At 69.7% G+C, this 17,982-nt stretch carries 16 protein-coding genes; 7 read left to right on the top strand and 9 right to left on the bottom strand.

All coding sequences use genetic code 11. The features are described from left to right. Positions 1–180 precede the first annotated feature (180 nt). Positions 181–1,095: a class A beta-lactamase gene (bla, locus tag G472_RS0116245; RefSeq protein WP_035692706.1), complete on the top strand. Its 915-nt coding sequence runs from the start codon at positions 181–183 to the stop codon at positions 1,093–1,095. A 14-nt stretch (positions 1,096–1,109) separates the two neighbouring features. Here bla and G472_RS0116240 read toward each other — a convergent pair whose 3' ends face one another. Next, a complete protein-coding gene (locus G472_RS0116240) occupies positions 1,110–2,093 on the bottom strand; it encodes an MBL fold metallo-hydrolase (protein WP_029009242.1) in 984 nt (327 codons plus the stop codon). Positions 2,094–2,222: 129 nt separating this feature from the next. On the opposite strand from G472_RS0116240, the gene G472_RS0116235 reads away from it, so the two are divergent. The 5 genes from G472_RS0116235 to G472_RS0116215 all read left to right on the top strand — a co-directional run bounded on the left by G472_RS0116235 (position 2,223) and on the right by G472_RS0116215 (position 9,666). Beyond that, positions 2,223–3,134, top strand: coding sequence for a LysR family transcriptional regulator (locus tag G472_RS0116235; RefSeq protein ID WP_029009241.1), 912 nt, complete (start codon positions 2,223–2,225; stop codon positions 3,132–3,134). 418 nt (positions 3,135–3,552) lie between these two features. Further along, positions 3,553–4,743 carry a hypothetical protein gene (locus G472_RS0116230; protein ID WP_029009240.1) on the top strand — a complete coding sequence of 397 codons (1,191 nt, stop codon included), beginning with the start codon at positions 3,553–3,555 and terminating at the stop codon, positions 4,741–4,743. After that, complete coding sequence (locus G472_RS0116225; RefSeq protein WP_029009239.1) at positions 4,724–7,111, top strand: CHAT domain-containing protein; 2,388 nt, start codon at positions 4,724–4,726, stop codon at positions 7,109–7,111. Before G472_RS0116230 ends, G472_RS0116225 begins: the two co-directional genes overlap by 20 nt. A gap of 225 nt (positions 7,112–7,336) precedes the next feature. After that, the gene (locus G472_RS0116220) at positions 7,337–8,782 is read left to right on the top strand and encodes a CHASE2 domain-containing protein (RefSeq protein ID WP_169732821.1); all 1,446 of its coding nucleotides are present in this window, start codon (positions 7,337–7,339) and stop codon (positions 8,780–8,782) included. A 5-nt stretch (positions 8,783–8,787) separates the two neighbouring features. Continuing rightward, positions 8,788–9,666 (top strand): hypothetical protein, encoded by an 879-nt coding sequence (locus G472_RS0116215; RefSeq protein ID WP_029009237.1) that lies wholly within the window; start codon positions 8,788–8,790, stop codon positions 9,664–9,666. 60 nt (positions 9,667–9,726) lie between these two features. On the opposite strand, the gene G472_RS0116210 is transcribed toward G472_RS0116215, so the two are convergent. From G472_RS0116210 to hypA, 8 genes are all read right to left on the bottom strand, one after another. Continuing rightward, positions 9,727–10,890 (bottom strand): zinc-dependent alcohol dehydrogenase, encoded by a 1,164-nt coding sequence (locus G472_RS0116210; RefSeq protein ID WP_029009236.1) that lies wholly within the window; start codon positions 10,888–10,890, stop codon positions 9,727–9,729. After that, on the bottom strand, positions 10,887–11,879 hold the full coding sequence (locus tag G472_RS33635) for an SRPBCC family protein (protein ID WP_051340900.1): 993 nt from the start codon (positions 11,877–11,879) through the stop codon (positions 10,887–10,889). Before G472_RS33635 ends, G472_RS0116210 begins: the two co-directional genes overlap by 4 nt. A 112-nt stretch (positions 11,880–11,991) precedes the next feature. Then, positions 11,992–12,636, bottom strand: coding sequence for an ATP-binding cassette domain-containing protein (locus tag G472_RS0116200; protein ID WP_029009235.1), 645 nt, complete (start codon positions 12,634–12,636; stop codon positions 11,992–11,994). Positions 12,637–12,736: 100 nt separating this feature from the next. Then, entirely contained in the window at positions 12,737–13,156 is a 420-nt protein-coding gene (locus tag G472_RS0116195) for an NUDIX hydrolase (protein WP_029009234.1), read from the bottom strand. Between the two features lie 294 nt (positions 13,157–13,450). Next, positions 13,451–14,761: a TRAP transporter large permease gene (locus tag G472_RS0116190; protein ID WP_029009233.1), complete on the bottom strand. Its 1,311-nt coding sequence runs from the start codon at positions 14,759–14,761 to the stop codon at positions 13,451–13,453. Positions 14,762–14,820: 59 nt separating this feature from the next. Then, positions 14,821–15,321, bottom strand: coding sequence for a TRAP transporter small permease (locus G472_RS33630; protein ID WP_169732820.1), 501 nt, complete (start codon positions 15,319–15,321; stop codon positions 14,821–14,823). Positions 15,322–15,341: 20 nt separating this feature from the next. Then, a complete protein-coding gene (locus G472_RS0116180; protein WP_035692705.1) occupies positions 15,342–16,409 on the bottom strand; it encodes a TRAP transporter substrate-binding protein in 1,068 nt (355 codons plus the stop codon). Between the two features lie 181 nt (positions 16,410–16,590). Further along, the gene (gene hypA, locus G472_RS0116175; protein ID WP_029009231.1) at positions 16,591–16,932 is read right to left on the bottom strand and encodes a hydrogenase maturation nickel metallochaperone HypA; all 342 of its coding nucleotides are present in this window, start codon (positions 16,930–16,932) and stop codon (positions 16,591–16,593) included. Positions 16,933–17,503: 571 nt separating this feature from the next. On the opposite strand from hypA, the gene G472_RS0116170 reads away from it, so the two are divergent. Next, positions 17,504–17,980, top strand: coding sequence for a 4Fe-4S dicluster domain-containing protein (locus G472_RS0116170; RefSeq protein WP_029009230.1), 477 nt, complete (start codon positions 17,504–17,506; stop codon positions 17,978–17,980). Positions 17,981–17,982 lie beyond the last annotated feature (2 nt).

The following is a 17,982-nucleotide window of genomic DNA, read 5'->3' as shown; positions in this document are numbered from 1 at the left end:
ATTCAATTTGTGGTTCGGCCCGGATATCATGGTTTGTCCGGGTGGTCCAATCCCCCCTATCCTGTGCCTGCCGGTGACGACGGGATGTCCGCCGGCTTCCGCCACAAAAACAGTTCGGCCTCGGGCCCCAAGGGGCGGCCCGCGGACGGGCGTGCGCAACCGCGCTCAACGGAGGGTTCCATGACCATGATTCTGAACCGCCGCGCCTTCACGGCGCTGCTCGGCGCCGCAGCGGCGGCGGGTGCCGCGGTGCACCCCGGCATCGCCCGGGCGGCCGCCGGCACCGGCACCGTCGGGGGCGACGGCCCGGGGGCGGCGCTGGCCGATGTCGAACGCCGGCTGGACGCCCGACTGGGCGCCGCCATCCTCGACACGCAGACCGGGCGGCGGTGGTCGCACCGGGCGGACGAGCGGTTTCCCATGTGCAGCACCTTCAAGGCGCTGGCGTGCGCCGCCCTGCTGGTGCGGGTGGACGCCGGCCGCGAGGATCTCGGGCAGCGCGTCCGCTTCACCGCCGCCGACCTGGTGACCTGGTCGCCGGTCACCAGGGAGCGGGCCGGCGGCGACGGCATGACGCTGGACGAACTGTGCGTCGCCACCATGACGCAGAGCGACAACACCGCCGCCAACCTGATCCTGACGCGCCTGGGCGGCCCGTCGGCGGTGACCGACTTTGCCCGCACGCTGGGCGACGGCGTCACCCGGCTCGACCGCATGGAGACGGACCTCAACTCCGCCATCCCCGGCGACCCGCGCGACACCACCACGCCCGCCGCCATGCTGGCCAATCTGCAGGCGCTGGTGACGGGCGATGCGCTGTCGGGTCCGTCGCGGGAGCGCTTCACCGACTGGCTCGTCGCCAACCGCACCGGCGAGGCCCGGCTGCGCGCCGGCCTGCCCGGCGGCTGGCGCACCGGCGACCGGACCGGCGCCGGGGCCAACGGCACCAACAACGTGGTGGCCGTGATCTGGCCGCCGGGCCGCGCCCCGGTGTTCGCCACCGTCTACATCACCCGGACCAAGGCGACCTTCGAGACGACCAACGCCGCCATGGCCGACATCGGCCGCGCCCTGGCGCGCGCCGTGGCGGGCTGACGTCGGCCATCGGATCACTCGCCGTAGGCCCACTCCGCCGGGACGAAGCGGAACGCGTCGCCGTCGCGGGCGACATGGCCGAAGCCGGGGAAGGGCAAGTGCATGCCGGCGACCATGACGCGCTCGGCGGCGGCGCGGTCCAGCGCCCGGGTCCGGGTGGCGGCGGCCGCGTCCGGGTCCACGTCGAAGACGACGCTCCAGTCCGGGCGGGCGAACTGGTAGGCCGCGTGGTGGACGGCGTCGCCCATGATGAACAGGGCGGCGCCGTCGGAATCCACCAGGACGCCGCAGTGGCCGGGGGTGTGGCCGGGCAGCGCCGCGGTGCGCAGCGGCCCGTCGACCGCGGCGTCGCCGCCGATCAGTGTCAGGCGGCGGGCATAGGCGGCGGTGACGGAACGGGCGGTCCGGAAGAGCGGCCGGACCGTCTCGGGCGCCCGGTTCAGCGCCCCGTCGTCGTGCCAGTGGGCGTGCTCCGTTTCGGGGACGATCAGTTCGGCGTTGGCGAAGGCGGCCTCGCCCTGCGGGGTCAGCAGGCCGGCGACGTGGTCGGGGTGCAGGTGGGTGACCAGCACCGCGTCGATCCGCTCCGGCGCGACCCCCGCGGCCGCCAGGGCGGCGGGGAGCCGGCCGAGCGTCGGCCCGATGGCCCCGGCGCCGCCGGCGTCGATCAGGATGGTGCGCGCGCCGGTTTCCACCAGATAGGCGTTGACCGGGCTGAGCCGCGGCTGCGCCGGCTGGAACGCGGCGGCGGCAAGGGACGCGGCGTCGTCGGGATCGGCGGCGGGAAACAGCTCCGGCGGCAGGGTGATGAAGCCGTCCAGCAGGGCGGTGACCGTGACCGCCCCGATGCGCCGGCGCACGGCACCGGGAAGCGGCTCCCGCCCGGCCGGCGGCGGTGGCGCGGCCGTCGCGGCGGTGGCGGCGGACGGACGCGCCGAAACGGTGGTGACGGCCGCCGCAGCGGCCCCGGCGAGGATGTGGCGTCGGGACGGGAACATGGGAAGCCTCCGCGTGGATCGCGGCCCCGTGGCCGCACGCCAACCGTAGTCCATAACGCTGTCTTCCGGTTCCCTGCGAAATCCTCTAATACCTATAAGCAGCGATGATCAATGGACGGGTTACGGCCGATGGATCGTCTGGCCATGCTGACCAGCTTCGTGAGTGTGTGCGAGCGCGGCGGCTTTTCGGCCGCCGCTGCGGCGCTGGGCCGGACGCAGCCGGCGGTGAGCCAGCAGGTGCGGGCGCTGGAGGACCGGTTGGGTGTGCGCCTGCTGGACCGGACCACCCGGGCGGTGACGCCGACCGAGGCGGGGGCGCGCTACCTGGAGCATGCGCGCGCCGTTCTCGACCGGCTGGAGGAGGCGGACCGCAGCGTCGGCCGGGCGGACGCGGCGATGACCGGCCGGCTGGCGGTCGGCGCCCCGGTCGGCTTCGGCACCAGCGTGCTCGCCGCCCATCTCCTGGCGTTCAAGCGGGCCCACCCGGACCTGCTGCTGGACGTGTCGCTGTCCGACCGGTTCGTCGATGTGGTGGCCGAGCGGCTGGACGTGGCGATCCGCATGGGCGCGCTGAGCGACGAACGGCTGGTGGTGCGGCGCATCGGCACCCTGGAGCGCGGCCTGGCGGCGACGCCCGCCTATCTCGACCGCGCGGGCCGGCCGCGCCATCCCGCCGACCTGGCGGGCCACGCCTACATCCTGCACGCCGAGGTGCGGGACGGCGAGACCGTGCAGCTCACCCACCGCTCGGGCGAGACGGCGCGGGTGGCGGTGCGCCCGGTGCTGCGCTCCGACAGTTCGGCCCTGACCGGCGAGGCCATCGCCGCCGGTCTCGGCATCGGCCTGATCCACGGGATCCACCTCGCCCCGCGGGTGGCGGCGGGGGAGCTGGAGCCCGTCCTGCCCGACTGGCGATTCGCGCCCCACGCGGTGCACGCGGTCTACCCGTCCAACCGCCACATCCCGGCGAAGGTCCGCGTCTTCGTCGACGGCCTAGCCGCCCACCTGCGCACCCTCGGCGCCACGGCGGAACCGGGCTGACCGTCCGGGAGGGCGTATCAGCCCAACGCTTCCAGTCCCGTGCGCATGACAGTCACCTCTCCGACTCATAGTATTCATGCAAATGAATTCTTATGTATGTGATTTCTGCCGCGCAAATGCGATAATCCGAAGAATGTTTCTTCGGGATTGACGGCATATATAAAAATATCAATACAATGGATCAGCATTATGAATATTGATGTATTGGGGGATATGCATGGGCCTGCGTGGTTCTATCACTGGGAGAATGGGTGTTTTTGCGAAGCAAGCAGCGATTGCGTCCGCGGTCCTGCTTCCGACCCTCGGCCCATCCGGTGTGCAGGCGAAGGACCTGTTCCGCCTGGAAGCTTCAGTGCCGCTGCCGGGAGGGGTGGGAACCACCGCTGGCACCGAGATCGATGGCGGCGTGGGCCCTCGCATGCCCGATGCCGGTGCCCCGTTGATCACCAGCTACGTGTCCGGCGGCGCTCAGCACGCGGTGGTGTCCTTCCGGGACATCAGTTCGCTGGCCAACAGCCTGACGAACGCGAATCTGCAATCCTATCTCAGCGTCTACACACCGACATCGGCGGCGTCGGCGGCGCTGTACATCCGCGGTCTCGCCGCCACCGCGTCCTATGCGGCCAACGAGACGGCCCTGCGGTTCGGCGTTCCGTCCATCGGCATCGACCTCACCTTCGACGGCGGCACGCGCAACGCCAGTCAGCGCCAGTTCAGGGACTTCCTGCTCAAGAACGGCGATGACATCATGTCGCGCCTGCTGCGTGAACTGGCGGCGACGTCACCGGTCGACCCGGTGGCCGGCAACCCCAACAGCCTGCAGGCGCAGATGAGCGCCTCCTCCTTCACCACGGCCACCGGCATCGGCACCCTCGACAGTGTGCCGCCGCGGCGGGCGGACGATTCGGGCCGTCCGGTCATGCCCAACCAGTTCACGGCCGGTGGTGACCTGGGCATGGCGTACTCGGGCGGCTACACCAGTCTGGCGGTCCATCTGCCGTTCAAATACGCGTACCACTTCGCCGATCCCGGCTACGCGCTGATCTTCGACCTGCCGCTCACCTACGTGCGCACGGAAGAGGCGCATTCGGGCATCGCGTCGTTCGGCACCGCCCTGCGCGTTCCCGTCATCCCCGACACCTGGTTCCTGACGCCCTCGGTGCGCGTCGGTGCCGCCGGCTCGGTGGAACTGGGGTCCGCGGCGCTGATGTACTCCGCCGATCTGACGAGCCTTTACCGCTTCCATGTCGGCTCCCTGGAGATCGGGATCGGCAACGGCATCGGATACTACCGCTCGGGCAGCTTTTCCGTGCAGGGCTATTCGTTCGACTATCAGCTCCGCAATGTGGTCCTGAAGAACGGCATCAGCGTGGAGGGGCCGCTTGACCTCGTGCTGTTCGAGCGTCCCATGCGATGGCAGGCCTACGTGACCGACACCGAAACGTTCGGCGACCGGCTCTACGTGCGGCGCTACAACGAGATCGGCCTGGTGGCCGGGACCCGGCAGACCGATGACGGCCAGCAATGGGATTCCTTCCGGCTCGGCCTGACCTACACCGTGGGCAACAATTTCAACGCGTTCAAGGCCAATGTCGGATACCGCTTCTGAACCCGGCGGCCCGCGGCGGGGCGAGCGCCGGCGTGTCCCGGCGTGGCGTCGCGCGACGGCCGTCCTGCTTACCGTTGCCCTGACCGGCTGCGGCTCCGCGCTGTTTGTCGTCGACCGTTCGATCGGCGAGCGGCAGCAGGAAGCGCAGGGCATCGACGCCGGCGTGCGGCAGGCCATCGCCGACGGCGCTCTGGCACCGTTGCGGCAGCGACTGGCCGCGCGGCCAACCGGCGCTCTCTCGCTCGCCGAGCTGAACCTGCTGTGCGACCTGCATCTGAAGGCGCAGGCGTTCAAGCCGGCGGAGGACTGCAACGAGCACTACCGCCGGCAGGCCGAGCAGGCGGGCGATCAAACGGCCGCCGCCGCCGCCCGCCGCCGCGGCGCCCTGCTGTTTCTCGCCCAGGGCCGGTTCGAGGCGGCTCGTGACCAGCTCCGCCCCGACGCCGGCGTTCATGACGCCTTTCTCCACGCGCTGGCCATAGCCCGCTACAATGCCCGGACCGGCGAACCAACGGCGTCGACAGCGGTGGCCGACAGCCTCGCCCGGCATCAGAAGCCGGAGCCCGTGTACTTCGCCGCATCGCTCTATGCCGAATATGGCGACTGCGCCAACGCGTTGCGGCTGCTTCGCGACCCGAACCGGCGCCTTCTCGACGAGTACGGCCTGGGCGACCTGACCTCCGGCCGCCGGACCACGTTCCGGCTGGACCTTGTGGGGGGATTCGAGATCGGGTACCTGGGCACCCATTCCCACGCCCCGGCTGCAAACGTTCATGTGGAGTTCCTGGCGGCGCGCTGCCTTTTTGCGCTGGGTCACACCACCGAAGCGTCTCGTTATCTGGACCGCTTGCGCACCTTCCCCCACATCGCCGCCTACGCCGGGGTTCATTGGCAGGTCCTCCATCTCTCCGGCCGGCTTGAGCAGAACGCCGGACACCCGGCAGCCGCGGCGGAGCGGTACCGGGCGGCCATCGCGGTGATCGAGCAGAGCCGGTCCGCCATAGCCGGTGACCCGGCGCTGGCGGCGTTCGAGGCGGACACCGGGGAGGTCTACGGCGACCTGTTCGAGCTGCAGATCGCACAGCGTGACACGGAAGGGGCGCTGGAAACCATCGAGCGGGCGAAAGGCCGCCTCCTGGTGGAGCGGCTGGCCAACGTAGCGGTCCTGGTGCCGCACGACACCACCCCCGACCGGGCAGCGGACCTCCTGGCCGCCCGCCGCAACGCCGACCAGATTCTGCGCCTTCAGACCTCCGCACCGGGGGTCGCCGACGCGCTCCGGGAGCAGCGCGCGGTGTTGGCGCGCATCGAACGGAACTCACCCGTTCTGGCCCGGATGACCGGAGCGCAGCCGAGACGCTGGCGCGAACTGCTGCCGCCTCTACAGCCCGGGCAGGCGGCGATCGTGTACGTCGCCGTGCGGAACCACTGGCACGCCCTGGTCATCGAAGGTGATCGCATCACCGCCCATCGTGCCCCGGGGCCGGCACCGGTCGGGCTGGAGGTGTTCCTTGAATCCCTTCAGACTTCGGAGGGCACCGGGTATGAGCGGTTGGCACGGCGGCTGTATGATCATTTGATCCGGCCGGTGCTCGCGGTAACCGACGCCAGGGATCTTCTGGTGGTGCCGTTCGGCAGCCTGTTCGCCATACCGCTGGGGGCGCTGCACGACGGGGAGCGCCCCCTGGCGGCGACCCACCGCCTGCGCGTCGTCCCGAGCCTGAGCGCTCTGGCTGCTCTGCGCCCCGACGACGGTGCCCGCCGGCCCCCGCGGGGGTTGGTCCTCGCCAATCCGCTGCGGCAAGACCCCGGGAAGGACTGGTCGCTGCCCCATGCCGAGGAGGAGGCGGACGCCATCCGGCGGATCTTTCCTCAGACCACACCCTACATCCGCGCCGATGCGACGGTAGACCGCCTGGCCGCCGGGGTGCGCGGCAAATCGTTCCTGCACATCGCCGCGCACGGAACCTTCAACCGCAACGATCCGATGAAGAGCCGCCTGTTGCTGGCCGGCACACCCGCCGACGGGGACCTGACGGTGGAGCAGATCCACGCCCTGCACCTTCCGGTCGCCATGGCGGTGTTGAGCGCGTGCGAGTCCGCACTCCGGGAGAGGGCGACCGGCGATGACCTTCTTAGCCTGGCCGAGAGCTTCCTGGCTGCCGGGGCACGAACGGTGGTGGGAAGCCACTGGAAGGTGGACGACAGCGCCAGCGCCCGTCTCATGGCGCATTTCTACGAAGCGCTCCGGCGCGGGGAGCCGGCGGCGGAGGCCATGAGCACCGCCCGGGTGGCGATGATGCGGGAGAAACCACACCCCTACTTCTGGGCGGGATTCTCGGTCATCGGAGCGGATGGGAGGATGTGATACGGCCGGAAAAAGATCCGTACCATTGGTTTCCGGCCGTGAATCCCGACAGATCAATGCTTTGCATTGATCGATATGAGTCCGGGTGTTTGAACCGTTAATGGTCCGATGGAGTTTCGCATGACGGGACAACAGGATACCGGGGAGGGGGAGGCTACGCGGAGCGGCTCCGCGGGGGGGCGCCGGTTCGGGGCCGCGATCCGGTCCGATGCCGGGAGAATCGTCGTGCTGACGTTCCTCGGAGTCGTCACCGCTCTGGTGGTGTCGACCGTCGTCGGGCTGATGCAGGGAACGGCGTTCAAATACAGGGTGGATCGGTTCTTCTTCGATTACTCCGCCATGATCTGGCAGAACGTTCCGCCCGTTAAGGCACCCGTCGCGGGCTTTTTCATCCTGGAGAACGATGAGGAGACGTATCAACTCTGGAGGAAGGCCGACAGCAGGGCGGAATCGCGCGCACCGCACGATCGGCTTGCCCGCCTGGTGCGTTTCGCGGTGGAGGGCGGGGCCGCAGCGGTCCTCCTCGACTACCGGATCGCCGGGGTTGCGGAACCGGACCGGGAGCTTCAGGGCGTTCTGGCGTCCCTGCAGGATCCGCGGGGGGTTCCGGTCTTTCTGGTGCGCGAGTTCAACCACGCCGGGGCTCGTGCGGACTGCACCCCGTCCCTACCGACCCCCTATGACGGAGTCGTTGCGGCCAGCCCTCAGGTCCACTGGGTCAGTACCATCATGTCGGCTTCGAAGAGCGACGGGCTGTTGGTCCGGCCGTCGCCCTGGGAACGGGACTGCCGCTCCGATCGCGGGGAGGCCGGACTCGTGCCGTCGGCCGCCCTGGCCGTGGCCGCCGTCGTCCCGCGTCCGTCCGACGGATGGATCACCGCTGCGATGGCGGATCTGGACCGCACTCTTGCGTTGGCGGCGGCGGGCTGCACCGGGATCGATCCCGTGCCCTGCCCGGGTGCGGGCCGGGACCTCATCGCAGGAACCTTGCTCAACGGGCGAACCGTCGCAATGGACCCGCGGGCCGACCGGATCGAAACTCTGACCATGTTCACGTTGCCCCGGGACGTTCCTTCGGACCGGAGCCGGGCGATCGTGGAACGACTTCCGGCCCGGCTCGTGACGGAAAACGGGGTGTTGCCGGGGCCGGACGCGGTGCGCGGCCGCATCGTGCTCATCGGCAGCGTCCATCGCGACTCCGGCGATTGGCCGGTGACGCCGCTGGGGCAAATGCCCGGCGTGTACGTTCTGGCCAACGCCCTCAACACCGTCGTCAATCTGACGCCGCCGAAACCGCTGAGCAAGCTCGGAGTCATTCTGACGGTCGAGCTTCCGATCAGTGCCGTGGCTGCGGTCCTGATCGTTGTTCTGACCCGGTGGCGGCTTCCGGTGGCCCCGGCGGCTCTGCTTCCGGCGGCTTCGTGCCTGGTCGTCGTTCCCGCCTTCGGGGTGTATCTGTGGGGTGCCGGGTTCTGGGTCGATGCGACGGTTCCGGCCATCAGCGCCTATGTCCATCACAAGATTCTTCACCGGGTCATGCACGCGCGGCATGGACGGACCGAAGCCGCGCCACCGGCCCGGGCTCCACTTCCCCCGATCTCCGCGCCGGATGGGTTGCCCGCGTCGGCCCCGCCGTCCGCCGCCACCCGTCCCGTTGAACCCGTGGAGTAACCGACATGACGATCCTGCGCCTGGTCCTGGCCATCCTCGTGCTGGTCGTTGCCGCCCCGCCCCCGGCGGTGGCCTTTGCGACGGCGGGGCATGCCTTGTGCTACACCGAAAGCGTCGGTGTGGAGGTCCGTCGCAAGGGCCGGCCTGACATCGCCGAGACCATTCCTCCGGGACAACTTTTCCGCGTCGGCGAGGAGGATGTGATCTCCGCCGCCGCTGCCGCGACGATCGAGATGGCACCGGCGGGAGGGGCATTCCGGACCATTCACGTGGGCCCTGATCGTCCCCACACGGTTGCTGCGCGCGGTCCGGACTCTTCGCTTCCGGACAATCTGTTCAATTGGCTCAATAGGCTGTTCGGGCCTGCCGATGGCTCTGAAAAGAGGCATGTCATCAGTGTGCGCACCGCCGCACTGTCCGTGCCGCTGCAAAGGGACAAGGGCAACCGGATCGTCGCCACGGGCGACCGCCTGCCGATCGCCTGGGTCGGCGGGCAAGGCGGGGTCTCCATTACCCTCGAAGCCGATTCGCAGGCGCTTATTGAATTGACCGGTCTGCAGAATGAGGGCCGGGCCGATATCGTTCTGCCGAAAGGGAGCTTCACGCCGGGGTCTTACCGCATCACGCTCACGGACAGCATGAACACCGTGAAGATCAACGTTCAGGCTTTTGCTCCGTCCTCCGTGCCGGTGTCCGCTCTTGCCGCAACGGCCGGCGCCGATCCGGCGCTCGGCCCGCTGCTGGACGCGGCGGAACTGGCCACTGTCGACAACGGTGCCTGGCGCATGGAAGCCTACCGGCGCCTCATCGCCGATGGCTCTCTCCCGGCGCTCCGCCTGGCTGCGCGGTTGGCCGAAGGCCGGTTTCCTTTGGAGGTGCCATGATGCCGGGTTCCGGAACCGGGCATCGACGGGGCGGCGGTCCGGAGCCGCCGCCCCCGCGCCTTACGTCTTCAGCACCACCTTCATGCACTCGTCACGCTTGTTGAGGAACATCTCGTAGCCGCGCGGCGCGTCGTCCAGGGACAGCGTGTGGGTGATGACGAAGGTCGGGTCGATCTTCCCCTCGCGGATGAGGTTGAGCAGCGGTTTCATGTACCGCTGCACGTGCGCCTGCCCGGCCTTGATGGTCAGGGAGCGGTTCATCAGCGAGCCGATGGGGAACTTGTCGACGAAGCCGCCGTAGACGCCGATGATCGACACGGTGCCGCCGTTGCGGCAGGACTGGATCGCCTCGCGCAACGCGATGGGGCGGTCGGTTTCCAGCATCATCGCCTGCTTCGCCCGATCCAGGGCATAGCCCAGCCCGTGCGCCTCCATCCCCACCGCGTCGATGCAGGCGTCGGGGCCGCGCCCGCCGGTCATCTCGCGCAGGGCTTCCAGGACGCTGTGCACGTCCTCATAGTCCAGCGGCTCCGCACCCGCCTGTTCCGCCATGCGCAGACGGTAGGCGAAGCGGTCGATGGCGATCACCCGCTCCGCACCCAGCAGGAAGGCGCTGCGGATGGCGAACTGGCCCACCGGACCGCAGCCCCACACCGCGATGGTGTCACCCGGTTTGATGCCGCACAGTTCGGCGCCCATGTAGCCGGTGGGGAAGATGTCGGACAGGAACAGGGCCTGTTCATCCGTCATGCCGTCGGGCACCTTCAGGGGCCCCACGTCGGCGTAGGGCACGCGGGCGTACTCCGCCTGGCCGCCGGCATAGCCGCCGGTGAGGTGGGAATAGCCGAAGATCCCCGAGGGCGAGTAGCCCCACAGGCCCTCCGCCATGGCCGCGTTGGGGTTGGAGTTCTCGCACACCGAATAGAGCTGGCTCTCGCAGCTCAGGCAATGGCCGCAGGCAATGGGGAAGGGCACAACCACCCGGTCGCCGACCTTCAGCGTCTTCACCTCCCGCCCGGTCTCCACGATCTCGCCCATGAACTCGTGGCCGAGGATGTCGCCGCGCTCCATGGTCGGCACGAAGCCGTTGTAGAGGTGCAGGTCCGACCCGCAGATGGCGGTGGAGGTGATGCGGACGATGGCGTCGTGGGGCGACAGGATCTGCGGGTCGGGGACGCGCTCGACGCGGACGTCGCGCTTGCCCATCCAGCACGTGGCTTTCATACGGGTCTCCCGTGGTCGGAGGTGTGGGGCACCGGGCGGGGGTCCGGCTGCGCCGGGTGGCGGACACGACCCAGCATGGCGTCGGACATGGTGACCTCGCCCGTCTCCAGGATCTGTTTGAGCGCGCGCAGGTCGTCGCGCATCTCCGCGCCGGGCTCGCGGCCGAACAGGTAGGCCAGCGCCATCCCCGCGCGGCCGTAGGGCGGGGTGTAGCGCAGATCGACCCGCACCACCGTGCCGCGCCCGCCGGTGGCCCGCTCGAAGCGCACCTCCCCGGCGTTGTCCACGTCGGCGCCGGGCAGGGAGCGCCAGGCGAGGCGCTCGTTCGGCCGGTCTTCGGTGATCTCCGCCTCCCAGGCGTAGGTGGTGTTCATGGGGCCGCGGGCGCGCCAGCGCGAGCGCGTGGCGTCCACGGGCTCGACCGCCTCCAGGTGGCTCATGAAGCGGGGCAGGGTGTCGAGCTGACGCCAGAACCGGTACACCTCTTCGCGCGGGCGGTTGATGGTGACGGCGCCGCGGGCGTGCACCGGACCGTCCTCGCGGGCGGCGGGGTGGCCGTCGTGCGCCGCGCTTTCCTGCCGGGCGGACAGCCAGTCCAGCGCCAGCACCCCCAGCACCGCCGCGCCGGCCATGGCCAGCCGCTCCGGCCGCGCCCCGCGGGACGAGGAGGCGCCGGCGAGGATGGCCAGGTCCATGACGTCGCCGCCGACCCGCGTCCACATCCAGCCGGCCGGCCGGTCCTGTGTCAGGATGCCGATGCCCGTGGCGATCTCGCGCAGGCCGACGGCGCGCATGGTCTGCGCCTCGCGGCGGCCGCCGCCGGCCCCCACCAGGCGGGTCATCGCCTCCGGCGCCGCCACCTGGGCCAGACCCAGGCCGAGGCTGAACCAGCCGAGCGCGGGCGTCAGCGCGCCGCCCCCCTGCGGCTGATCGCGGCGGGATTCACGGGCGGCGGTGCGGTCGCGGGCTGCGTTCTGCGTGAAGGTCATCGTCGGCGGCCTCCCTCCGGGCTGACACGGTCGGACCAACAGGACGCGGGCCCGACGTGCGCCGGCCGCAGGCGCGGTAACCCGGACGGGAGAGGAGGTGCGGCGACTGCCGTCAGGGCGAGCGGGCCGACAGGTCCAGCCGGCGCGTCACGCCGAGGGCGTCGAGGAACGCCTCGTCGTGGCTGACCACCAGCAGGGCGCCGTCATAGGCGCGCAGCCCGGCCTCCACCGCCGTGACGGAGTCGATGTCCAGGTGGTTGGTCGGCTCGTCGAGGAGGAGGATGTCCGGGGCGGCGAAGACCACCGCCGCCAGGGAGGCCCTCGTGCGCTGGCCGCCGGACAGGGCGGACAGGGGCGTGTCGGGGCCGGCGTCCAGCCCGACCGCGGCGAGTGCGGCGTGGATGCGCTCCTCCAGCGTCCAGTCGGCGTCGGCGAGGTCCGCGGCGTCGGCGCGGCCCTCCTCGGCCCGGCGCAGCCGCGCCAACCCCTCGGTCACGCCGAAGCGGTCGGCGATGGTGGCGCCGGGTTCGGCGCCGATGGCCCGGTGCAGGACGCCCAACCGGCCGCTGACGGTGACGCTGCCGGCCCGCGGCGTGCGCTCGCCCGCCATCAGGGCGAGCAGCGTGGTCTTGCCGACCCCGTTGCGGCCGACCAGTCCGACCCGTTCGGGGCCGAACGTCAGGGTGATGCCGGAGAGGAGGGGGTGGCCGTCAGGCGTGGACCACGCGACGTCGGACAGGGTGATGGAAGCGGGCATGGATTCGGATGTCCCCTGTGGCAAAGCGGATGGGCGTTGCGGCGGGGTGGAAATCCATGGCGCGAGGTCCCGGTGATGAAAGACGGAGGGACGGACCCTATCACGTTCCGATGCGCAGGCGTTGCAGAAGTTCGATCAGTCCCTGCTCGGACACCAGCAGCGCCGCCTGGGAGGGGCGCATCCAGCGCCGTTCGCGTTCCTGTTTTTCCGGCCAGTCGTCCAGTTCCTCTTCCACATGCAGGGGAAAGACGTCGACGACACAGGGCACCGAACGCTTGAGAGACAGGCGCTTGACGTATTCGTAGGTGCCGATCGGCGTTTCGGCCACGGTGCCGCGCAGGCCGGCCTCTTCGAAGGCTTCGCGCGCCGCCATCTCGTGGGGGCGCACCCCCTTCTCGGCCCAGCCCTTGGGGATGATCCAGCGCCGCGTCTCGCGCGAGGTGATCAGCATCACCCGCAGGCCGTCGTCGATGGCAAAGGGCAGTGCGGCGTATTGGCGGTGTGGCTTCTTGCGTCTCATGGATAGTGAACGCCCGAAAGGGGGAGCGGGTCCGTGGCGGCGCGGTACGGTTCCCGGTGCGACCTGTGATTGAAGCAGAAAAAAGGCCGCCGGGGAATCCCCGGCGGCCCGAAGTCTTGGGAGGAAACGCAGGAATGCGTCTGCGTTGAAGAATATTGCGGTGCAAAGAGCACGGACAACGGGCGGCACACGATGGGAGCCATGCAGTTTTCGCATAATCTCGCCACGTTGATACTCAGGCGGGCATTGTGCGCCCACCATTTCGGCACAATGCCCGTGGCGTGTGCGCTCCTGTCACATCAGGGAGGGCAGCAGCAGCGTCAATGCCGGAAAGGCGATGATCAGGGCCAGGCGCACGAAGTCCGACACGACGAACGGCAGCACACCCCGGAAGATGGTGGCCAGCGGCACGTCGGTCAGCACGCCGCGCAGCACGAAGACGTTCATGCCGATGGGCGGGCTGATGAGGCTGATTTCCGTCGCCACCACGACGATGACGGCGAACCACACGAGCACCAGCTCCGGGTCGGCCAGGCCGAAGTCCAGTTCCATGACGATGGGATAGAAGATCGGCACCGTCAGCAGGATCATCGACAGGCTCTCCAGCACGCAGCCGAGCACCAGGTAGATCGCCACGATCGCCAGCATCACCACGATGGCCGACACGTCGAGATCGAGGATCCAGTCGCGCAGGGCGTCGGCGAAGCCGGCGAAGGTGACGAAGTTGGCGAACAGCAGCGCGCCGATGATCACCACGAACAGCATCGCCGTGGTGCGCGCGCTGTCCACCAGCAGGTCGAGGAACACCGGGACGGTCAGCCGGCCGCGCACCAGCGCCATGACGAAGGCGGCGAAGGCGCCGACGCCGGCGGCCTCGGTGGGCGTAAACAGGCCGCCGTAGATGCCGCCCATGATGACGGTGAACAGGATCAGCATGCCGGCCACGCCGCGCAGCGCGCGCAGCCGTTTGCCCCATGGCATCCGCTCCCCCGGCGGCCCCTGGCGAGGGTCGATGCGGGTGACCACGGCGATGGCGGCGACGTAGAGCAGCACGCCCAGCAGCCCCGGCACGATGCCGGCGATGAACAGCTTGCCGATGTCGGACTGGGTGAGCAGCCCGTAGATGACCATGATGACGCTGGGCGGGATCAGGATGCCCAGCGTTCCGCCGGCGGCGATGGAGCCGGCGGCCAGGCTGTCGGCGTAGCCGAAGGAGCGCATGGGCGGCATCGCCACCTTCGACATGGTCGCCGCGGTGGCCAGCGAGGAGCCGCACACGGCGGAGAACCCGCCGCACGCCACCACCGACGCCATGGCCAGCCCGCCGCGGCGGTGCCCGAGGAAGGCGTGGGCGGCCTGGTACAGCTCGGTCGAGATGCCGGCGCGCGTCACCAGGTTGCCCATCAGGATGAACAGCGGCAGCACCGACAGGGAATAGGAGAAGCCGGCGTCGAAGGTGTTCTGGCGCAGCATCGCCAGCGCCGGCCCCCAGTCCACCATCAGCGCGAAGCCGACGGTGCCGACCAGCGCCATGGCAAAGCCGATGGGCATGCGCAGGAAGATCAGGGTGAACAGCGCGCCGAACCCGACCAGGGATTCCGTCATGATGCGTCCGTATCGTGAAGTCCGGGCGGGGAGGGAGGGGAAGGGGGAGGTGGCGTTCGCTACCGCCCCCGCAGCCCCGCCAGCGTGCGGGCCGCCTGGACGGCGGCGGAGAGGCCGGTGGTCGCGGCGGCCAGATAGGCGACGGGGGCCAGCGGCAGGCGCAGGATGTTGGTGACCGCACCCTCCTCGCCGAGGCCGGCGCCGCGCACCGCGAGCTGCCAGGCGAGCACCGCCAGGACCACGGTGCTGAGCAGGCCGGCCACCGCGGCCATCACCCGCACCCAGCGCGTCGGCAGCACATGGTCCGCCAGATCCACCGCCACATGCTCGTCCCGCTCGGTCGTCAGCGGCAGGCCGACAAAGATCAGCGCCGCCAGCATCATCGACGTCAGCTCGTACGAGCCGGGAACGCCGTACCCCAGCAGGGCGCGGCCCGCCACGTCGGCGGTGGTCATGACCGCCATGCCGAACAGCAGGACCGCCGCCAGGACGCCGAGCGCGCGCGAGAGGAGGCGGTGCAACCGCTCCCCCTCGCCGCCCGCCGCGCGAGCGTCCGGCACGCCGTGGTGCGCCTCCACCGTCATGTGGGCGGCAGGGTGATGCCGGTGGCGGCGCGCACCGCGGCCAGCGCCGCCCTGCCATCGACACCCCGCTTGGCCTGCGCCTCGTCGGCCCAGGCGGCCTCCAGCGCGGTGGCGTGCCCGGCCAGTGCCGAGACGAAGGCGGGCTCGGCGTCGATCACCGCGATGCCGGCGGCCTTGATCCGATCCATCGCCGCGATGTCCGCGTCGATCCACGCCTTCCCGACGCGCCGGGCGAACGCCTCGCCCGACAGGGTGGTGATGGCCTCCTTGTCGCGGTCCTCCAGGCCGTTCCACTTCGCCTGGTTCATCACGAAGAACCAGGAGGTGTTGTAGATGCCGCCGGGCACGGTCGTGGAGTGCTTGAGGTGATCGGTCAGCTTGAAGGCGGTCAGCGCCTCCAGCGTGAAGGTAACCCCGTCGATGACGCCGTTGGACAGCATCTCGTACACTTCGGGCGAGGGAGCGAGCAGGGGCGTGGCCCCCATGCGGCCCATCAGGTCGCTGACGTAGCCGCCGGGCACGCGCAGCTTCAGCCCCTTCACGTCATCGGGCACACGCACCGGCCGCACGCGGTTGTGCAGCACGCCGGGGCCGTGGGCGAAGACACCCAGGGTGTGGACCCCCGCATGCTCCCCGGCCGCGGCGAAGCGCTCCGTGTACTGGTTCCAGTAGGCCACCGACAGCTCGGCCGCGTCGTTGCCGAGGAACGAGAACTCGGCCAGGCGGCTGAGCAGGAAACGGTCGCCCGGCGTGAAGCTGTGCAGGCCGTAGGTGATGTCGGCCACGCCGTCGCGGGCCATGTCGAAGTGCAGCGGCGCGCCGCCCAGGGGCTTGGGCAGGATGCGCACCCGCACGCGGCCGTCCGTGGCCGTCTTCACGTCCTCGGCCCAGGGCTCGAAGGCGTTGACAACGATCGGGTGCTTGGGCGGCAACCAGGACGAGAAGGTCAGAGTCGTTGCAGCGCGCGCCGGGCGCGGCATGGCAAGGCTGACGCCCGCAGCGGCGAGTGCGGCGCCGGCGCCGATGCCGCGCACGAGACTGCGGCGGGACACGCTGGTGGTCATGGATGTATCTCTCCCCGATGGATACGTTGTTATGGTAGCGCAGCCCGCGGGCGGGGCATAGCCCGTCCCGCCGCCGGTCCGGCGCTGTTTCGTTTCAGATGAAACGAGTTTGCCGGGCCGATGTCAACATGATCGTTGGGTTCGCCGATTGCAGCGGCGCCATGCGGTTGCCCCGGGCCCCCTATTCCGCCTCGAAAGAGACGACCCGCATCTGCCGGCCGTCCAGCAGGGTGCGGGCATAGCCGCCGCAGGCGGGGCAGGGTGATGTGCGGTTGCCGGGGGTGAACTCCGCCCCGCAGCCGTGGCACAGCGCCGTCACGGGAACGCGGGTGATCACCAGGGCGGCGCCGGCCGCCGCGGTGTCCTCGGCCACCACGGGGAAGCAGAACAGCAGCGCGTCAGGATCGACCGCCGCGGCGTCGCCGATCTCCACGGTGACGCTGAGAATCCGCCGCACACCTTCCTCTGCCGCGGCGCCGACGACCAGGTCGACGATGCTCCGGCACAGCGACAGTTCATGCACGGGCGGTCTCCGTCACGGGGTCCGGGCGGGGCGGTTGATCCACATCATACAACCGGACATCGCGCCGTGATACCCAAACCGGGGCGGGAATCCATGATCGGCGCGCCCTGCGGCCCCCGGGCCCGCCGCGGATGCTGCGACACAAGGACGCGTAGAGATTGCGACACACCGGCGCCGGCCGGTGCCGTCGGCGCAAGCGCCGAAATCTGTCCGTCGCGGCGCTTTTTTGTTCGCAGGCATGCACCAAAGCGACATGAAGTTAGGAAAACCACCCGAAAATACCCGGATTTCCTGCGAACGGCTCGCGTTATGGTCGACAACGCATAACCAAAATACTGTGCCGTTTCTTTTGAAACGACTGTCCTGTCCTTGACCTTGTCTGACATTAATTGATAGCATTGGGCTTGTCCATCTGACCGGCCAGCCGGCGCCCGCCCGATGACAGTGCATCCACTGTTCGGCGCCCGACGCTTGCTCCCGTCTCTGATCCGATTGGCTGCGCTCTCCCGTGCGCGACGCGTGCCCACGACCGGCGGACCCGTGCGTCACGGCTTCGAGGAGGTCACCCACGATGGGTATGATGCTGATGATCCATCCGGACCGATGCACCGGATGCCGCAACTGTGAACTCGCCTGCGTCATGGAGCACGAGGGGGCCTTCCGCCCCAAGGCGTCGCGCGTCCATGTCTACACCTGGGAGCGCGAGGGATTCTCGGTTCCCATGATGTGCCAGCAGTGCAAGGACGCCGCCTGCACCACCGTGTGCATGCCCAAGGCGATGACCCGCAACCGGGAGACCGGGCAGGTCGAGCTGGACCAGTCCCTGTGCATCGGCTGCAAGATGTGCGTGCAGGCATGCCCCTTCGGCTGCGTCGCCTGGGACCTGGCGACGGCGAAGATCCTGAAGTGCGACACCTGCGGCGGCGATCCCTCCTGTGCGGAGATCTGTCCGACCGCGGCCCTGGAATGGGTCGAGGACACCCTGTCGACCCGGACGCGCAAGCAGACCTTCGCGGCCAAGCTCAAGAACGCCTTTGCGGAGGTTTGACC

Origin of the sequence: Azospirillum halopraeferens DSM 3675 (assembly GCF_000429625.1) — a bacterium.
Lineage (GTDB): Bacteria > Pseudomonadota > Alphaproteobacteria > Azospirillales > Azospirillaceae > Azospirillum > Azospirillum halopraeferens.
Note: the sequence above shows the minus strand (reverse complement) of the source record. Positions and strands in the feature narration are given on the sequence as shown.

Coding starts and splice junctions, on each gene's coding strand:
- bla (WP_035692706.1), top strand. CDS start 181: ATGACCATGATTCTGAACCGCCGCGCCTTCACGGCGCTGCTCGGCGCC.
- G472_RS0116240 (WP_029009242.1), bottom strand. CDS start 2,093: ATGTTCCCGTCCCGACGCCACATCCTCGCCGGGGCCGCTGCGGCGGCC.
- G472_RS0116235 (WP_029009241.1), top strand. CDS start 2,223: ATGGATCGTCTGGCCATGCTGACCAGCTTCGTGAGTGTGTGCGAGCGC.
- G472_RS0116230 (WP_029009240.1), top strand. CDS start 3,553: ATGCCCGATGCCGGTGCCCCGTTGATCACCAGCTACGTGTCCGGCGGC.
- G472_RS0116225 (WP_029009239.1), top strand. CDS start 4,724: ATGTCGGATACCGCTTCTGAACCCGGCGGCCCGCGGCGGGGCGAGCGC.
- G472_RS0116215 (WP_029009237.1), top strand. CDS start 8,788: ATGACGATCCTGCGCCTGGTCCTGGCCATCCTCGTGCTGGTCGTTGCC.
- G472_RS0116210 (WP_029009236.1), bottom strand. CDS start 10,890: ATGAAAGCCACGTGCTGGATGGGCAAGCGCGACGTCCGCGTCGAGCGC.
- G472_RS33635 (WP_051340900.1), bottom strand. CDS start 11,879: ATGACCTTCACGCAGAACGCAGCCCGCGACCGCACCGCCGCCCGTGAA.
- G472_RS0116200 (WP_029009235.1), bottom strand. CDS start 12,636: ATGCCCGCTTCCATCACCCTGTCCGACGTCGCGTGGTCCACGCCTGAC.
- G472_RS0116195 (WP_029009234.1), bottom strand. CDS start 13,156: ATGAGACGCAAGAAGCCACACCGCCAATACGCCGCACTGCCCTTTGCC.
- G472_RS0116190 (WP_029009233.1), bottom strand. CDS start 14,761: ATGACGGAATCCCTGGTCGGGTTCGGCGCGCTGTTCACCCTGATCTTC.
- G472_RS0116180 (WP_035692705.1), bottom strand. CDS start 16,409: ATGACCACCAGCGTGTCCCGCCGCAGTCTCGTGCGCGGCATCGGCGCC.
- G472_RS0116170 (WP_029009230.1), top strand. CDS start 17,504: ATGGGTATGATGCTGATGATCCATCCGGACCGATGCACCGGATGCCGC.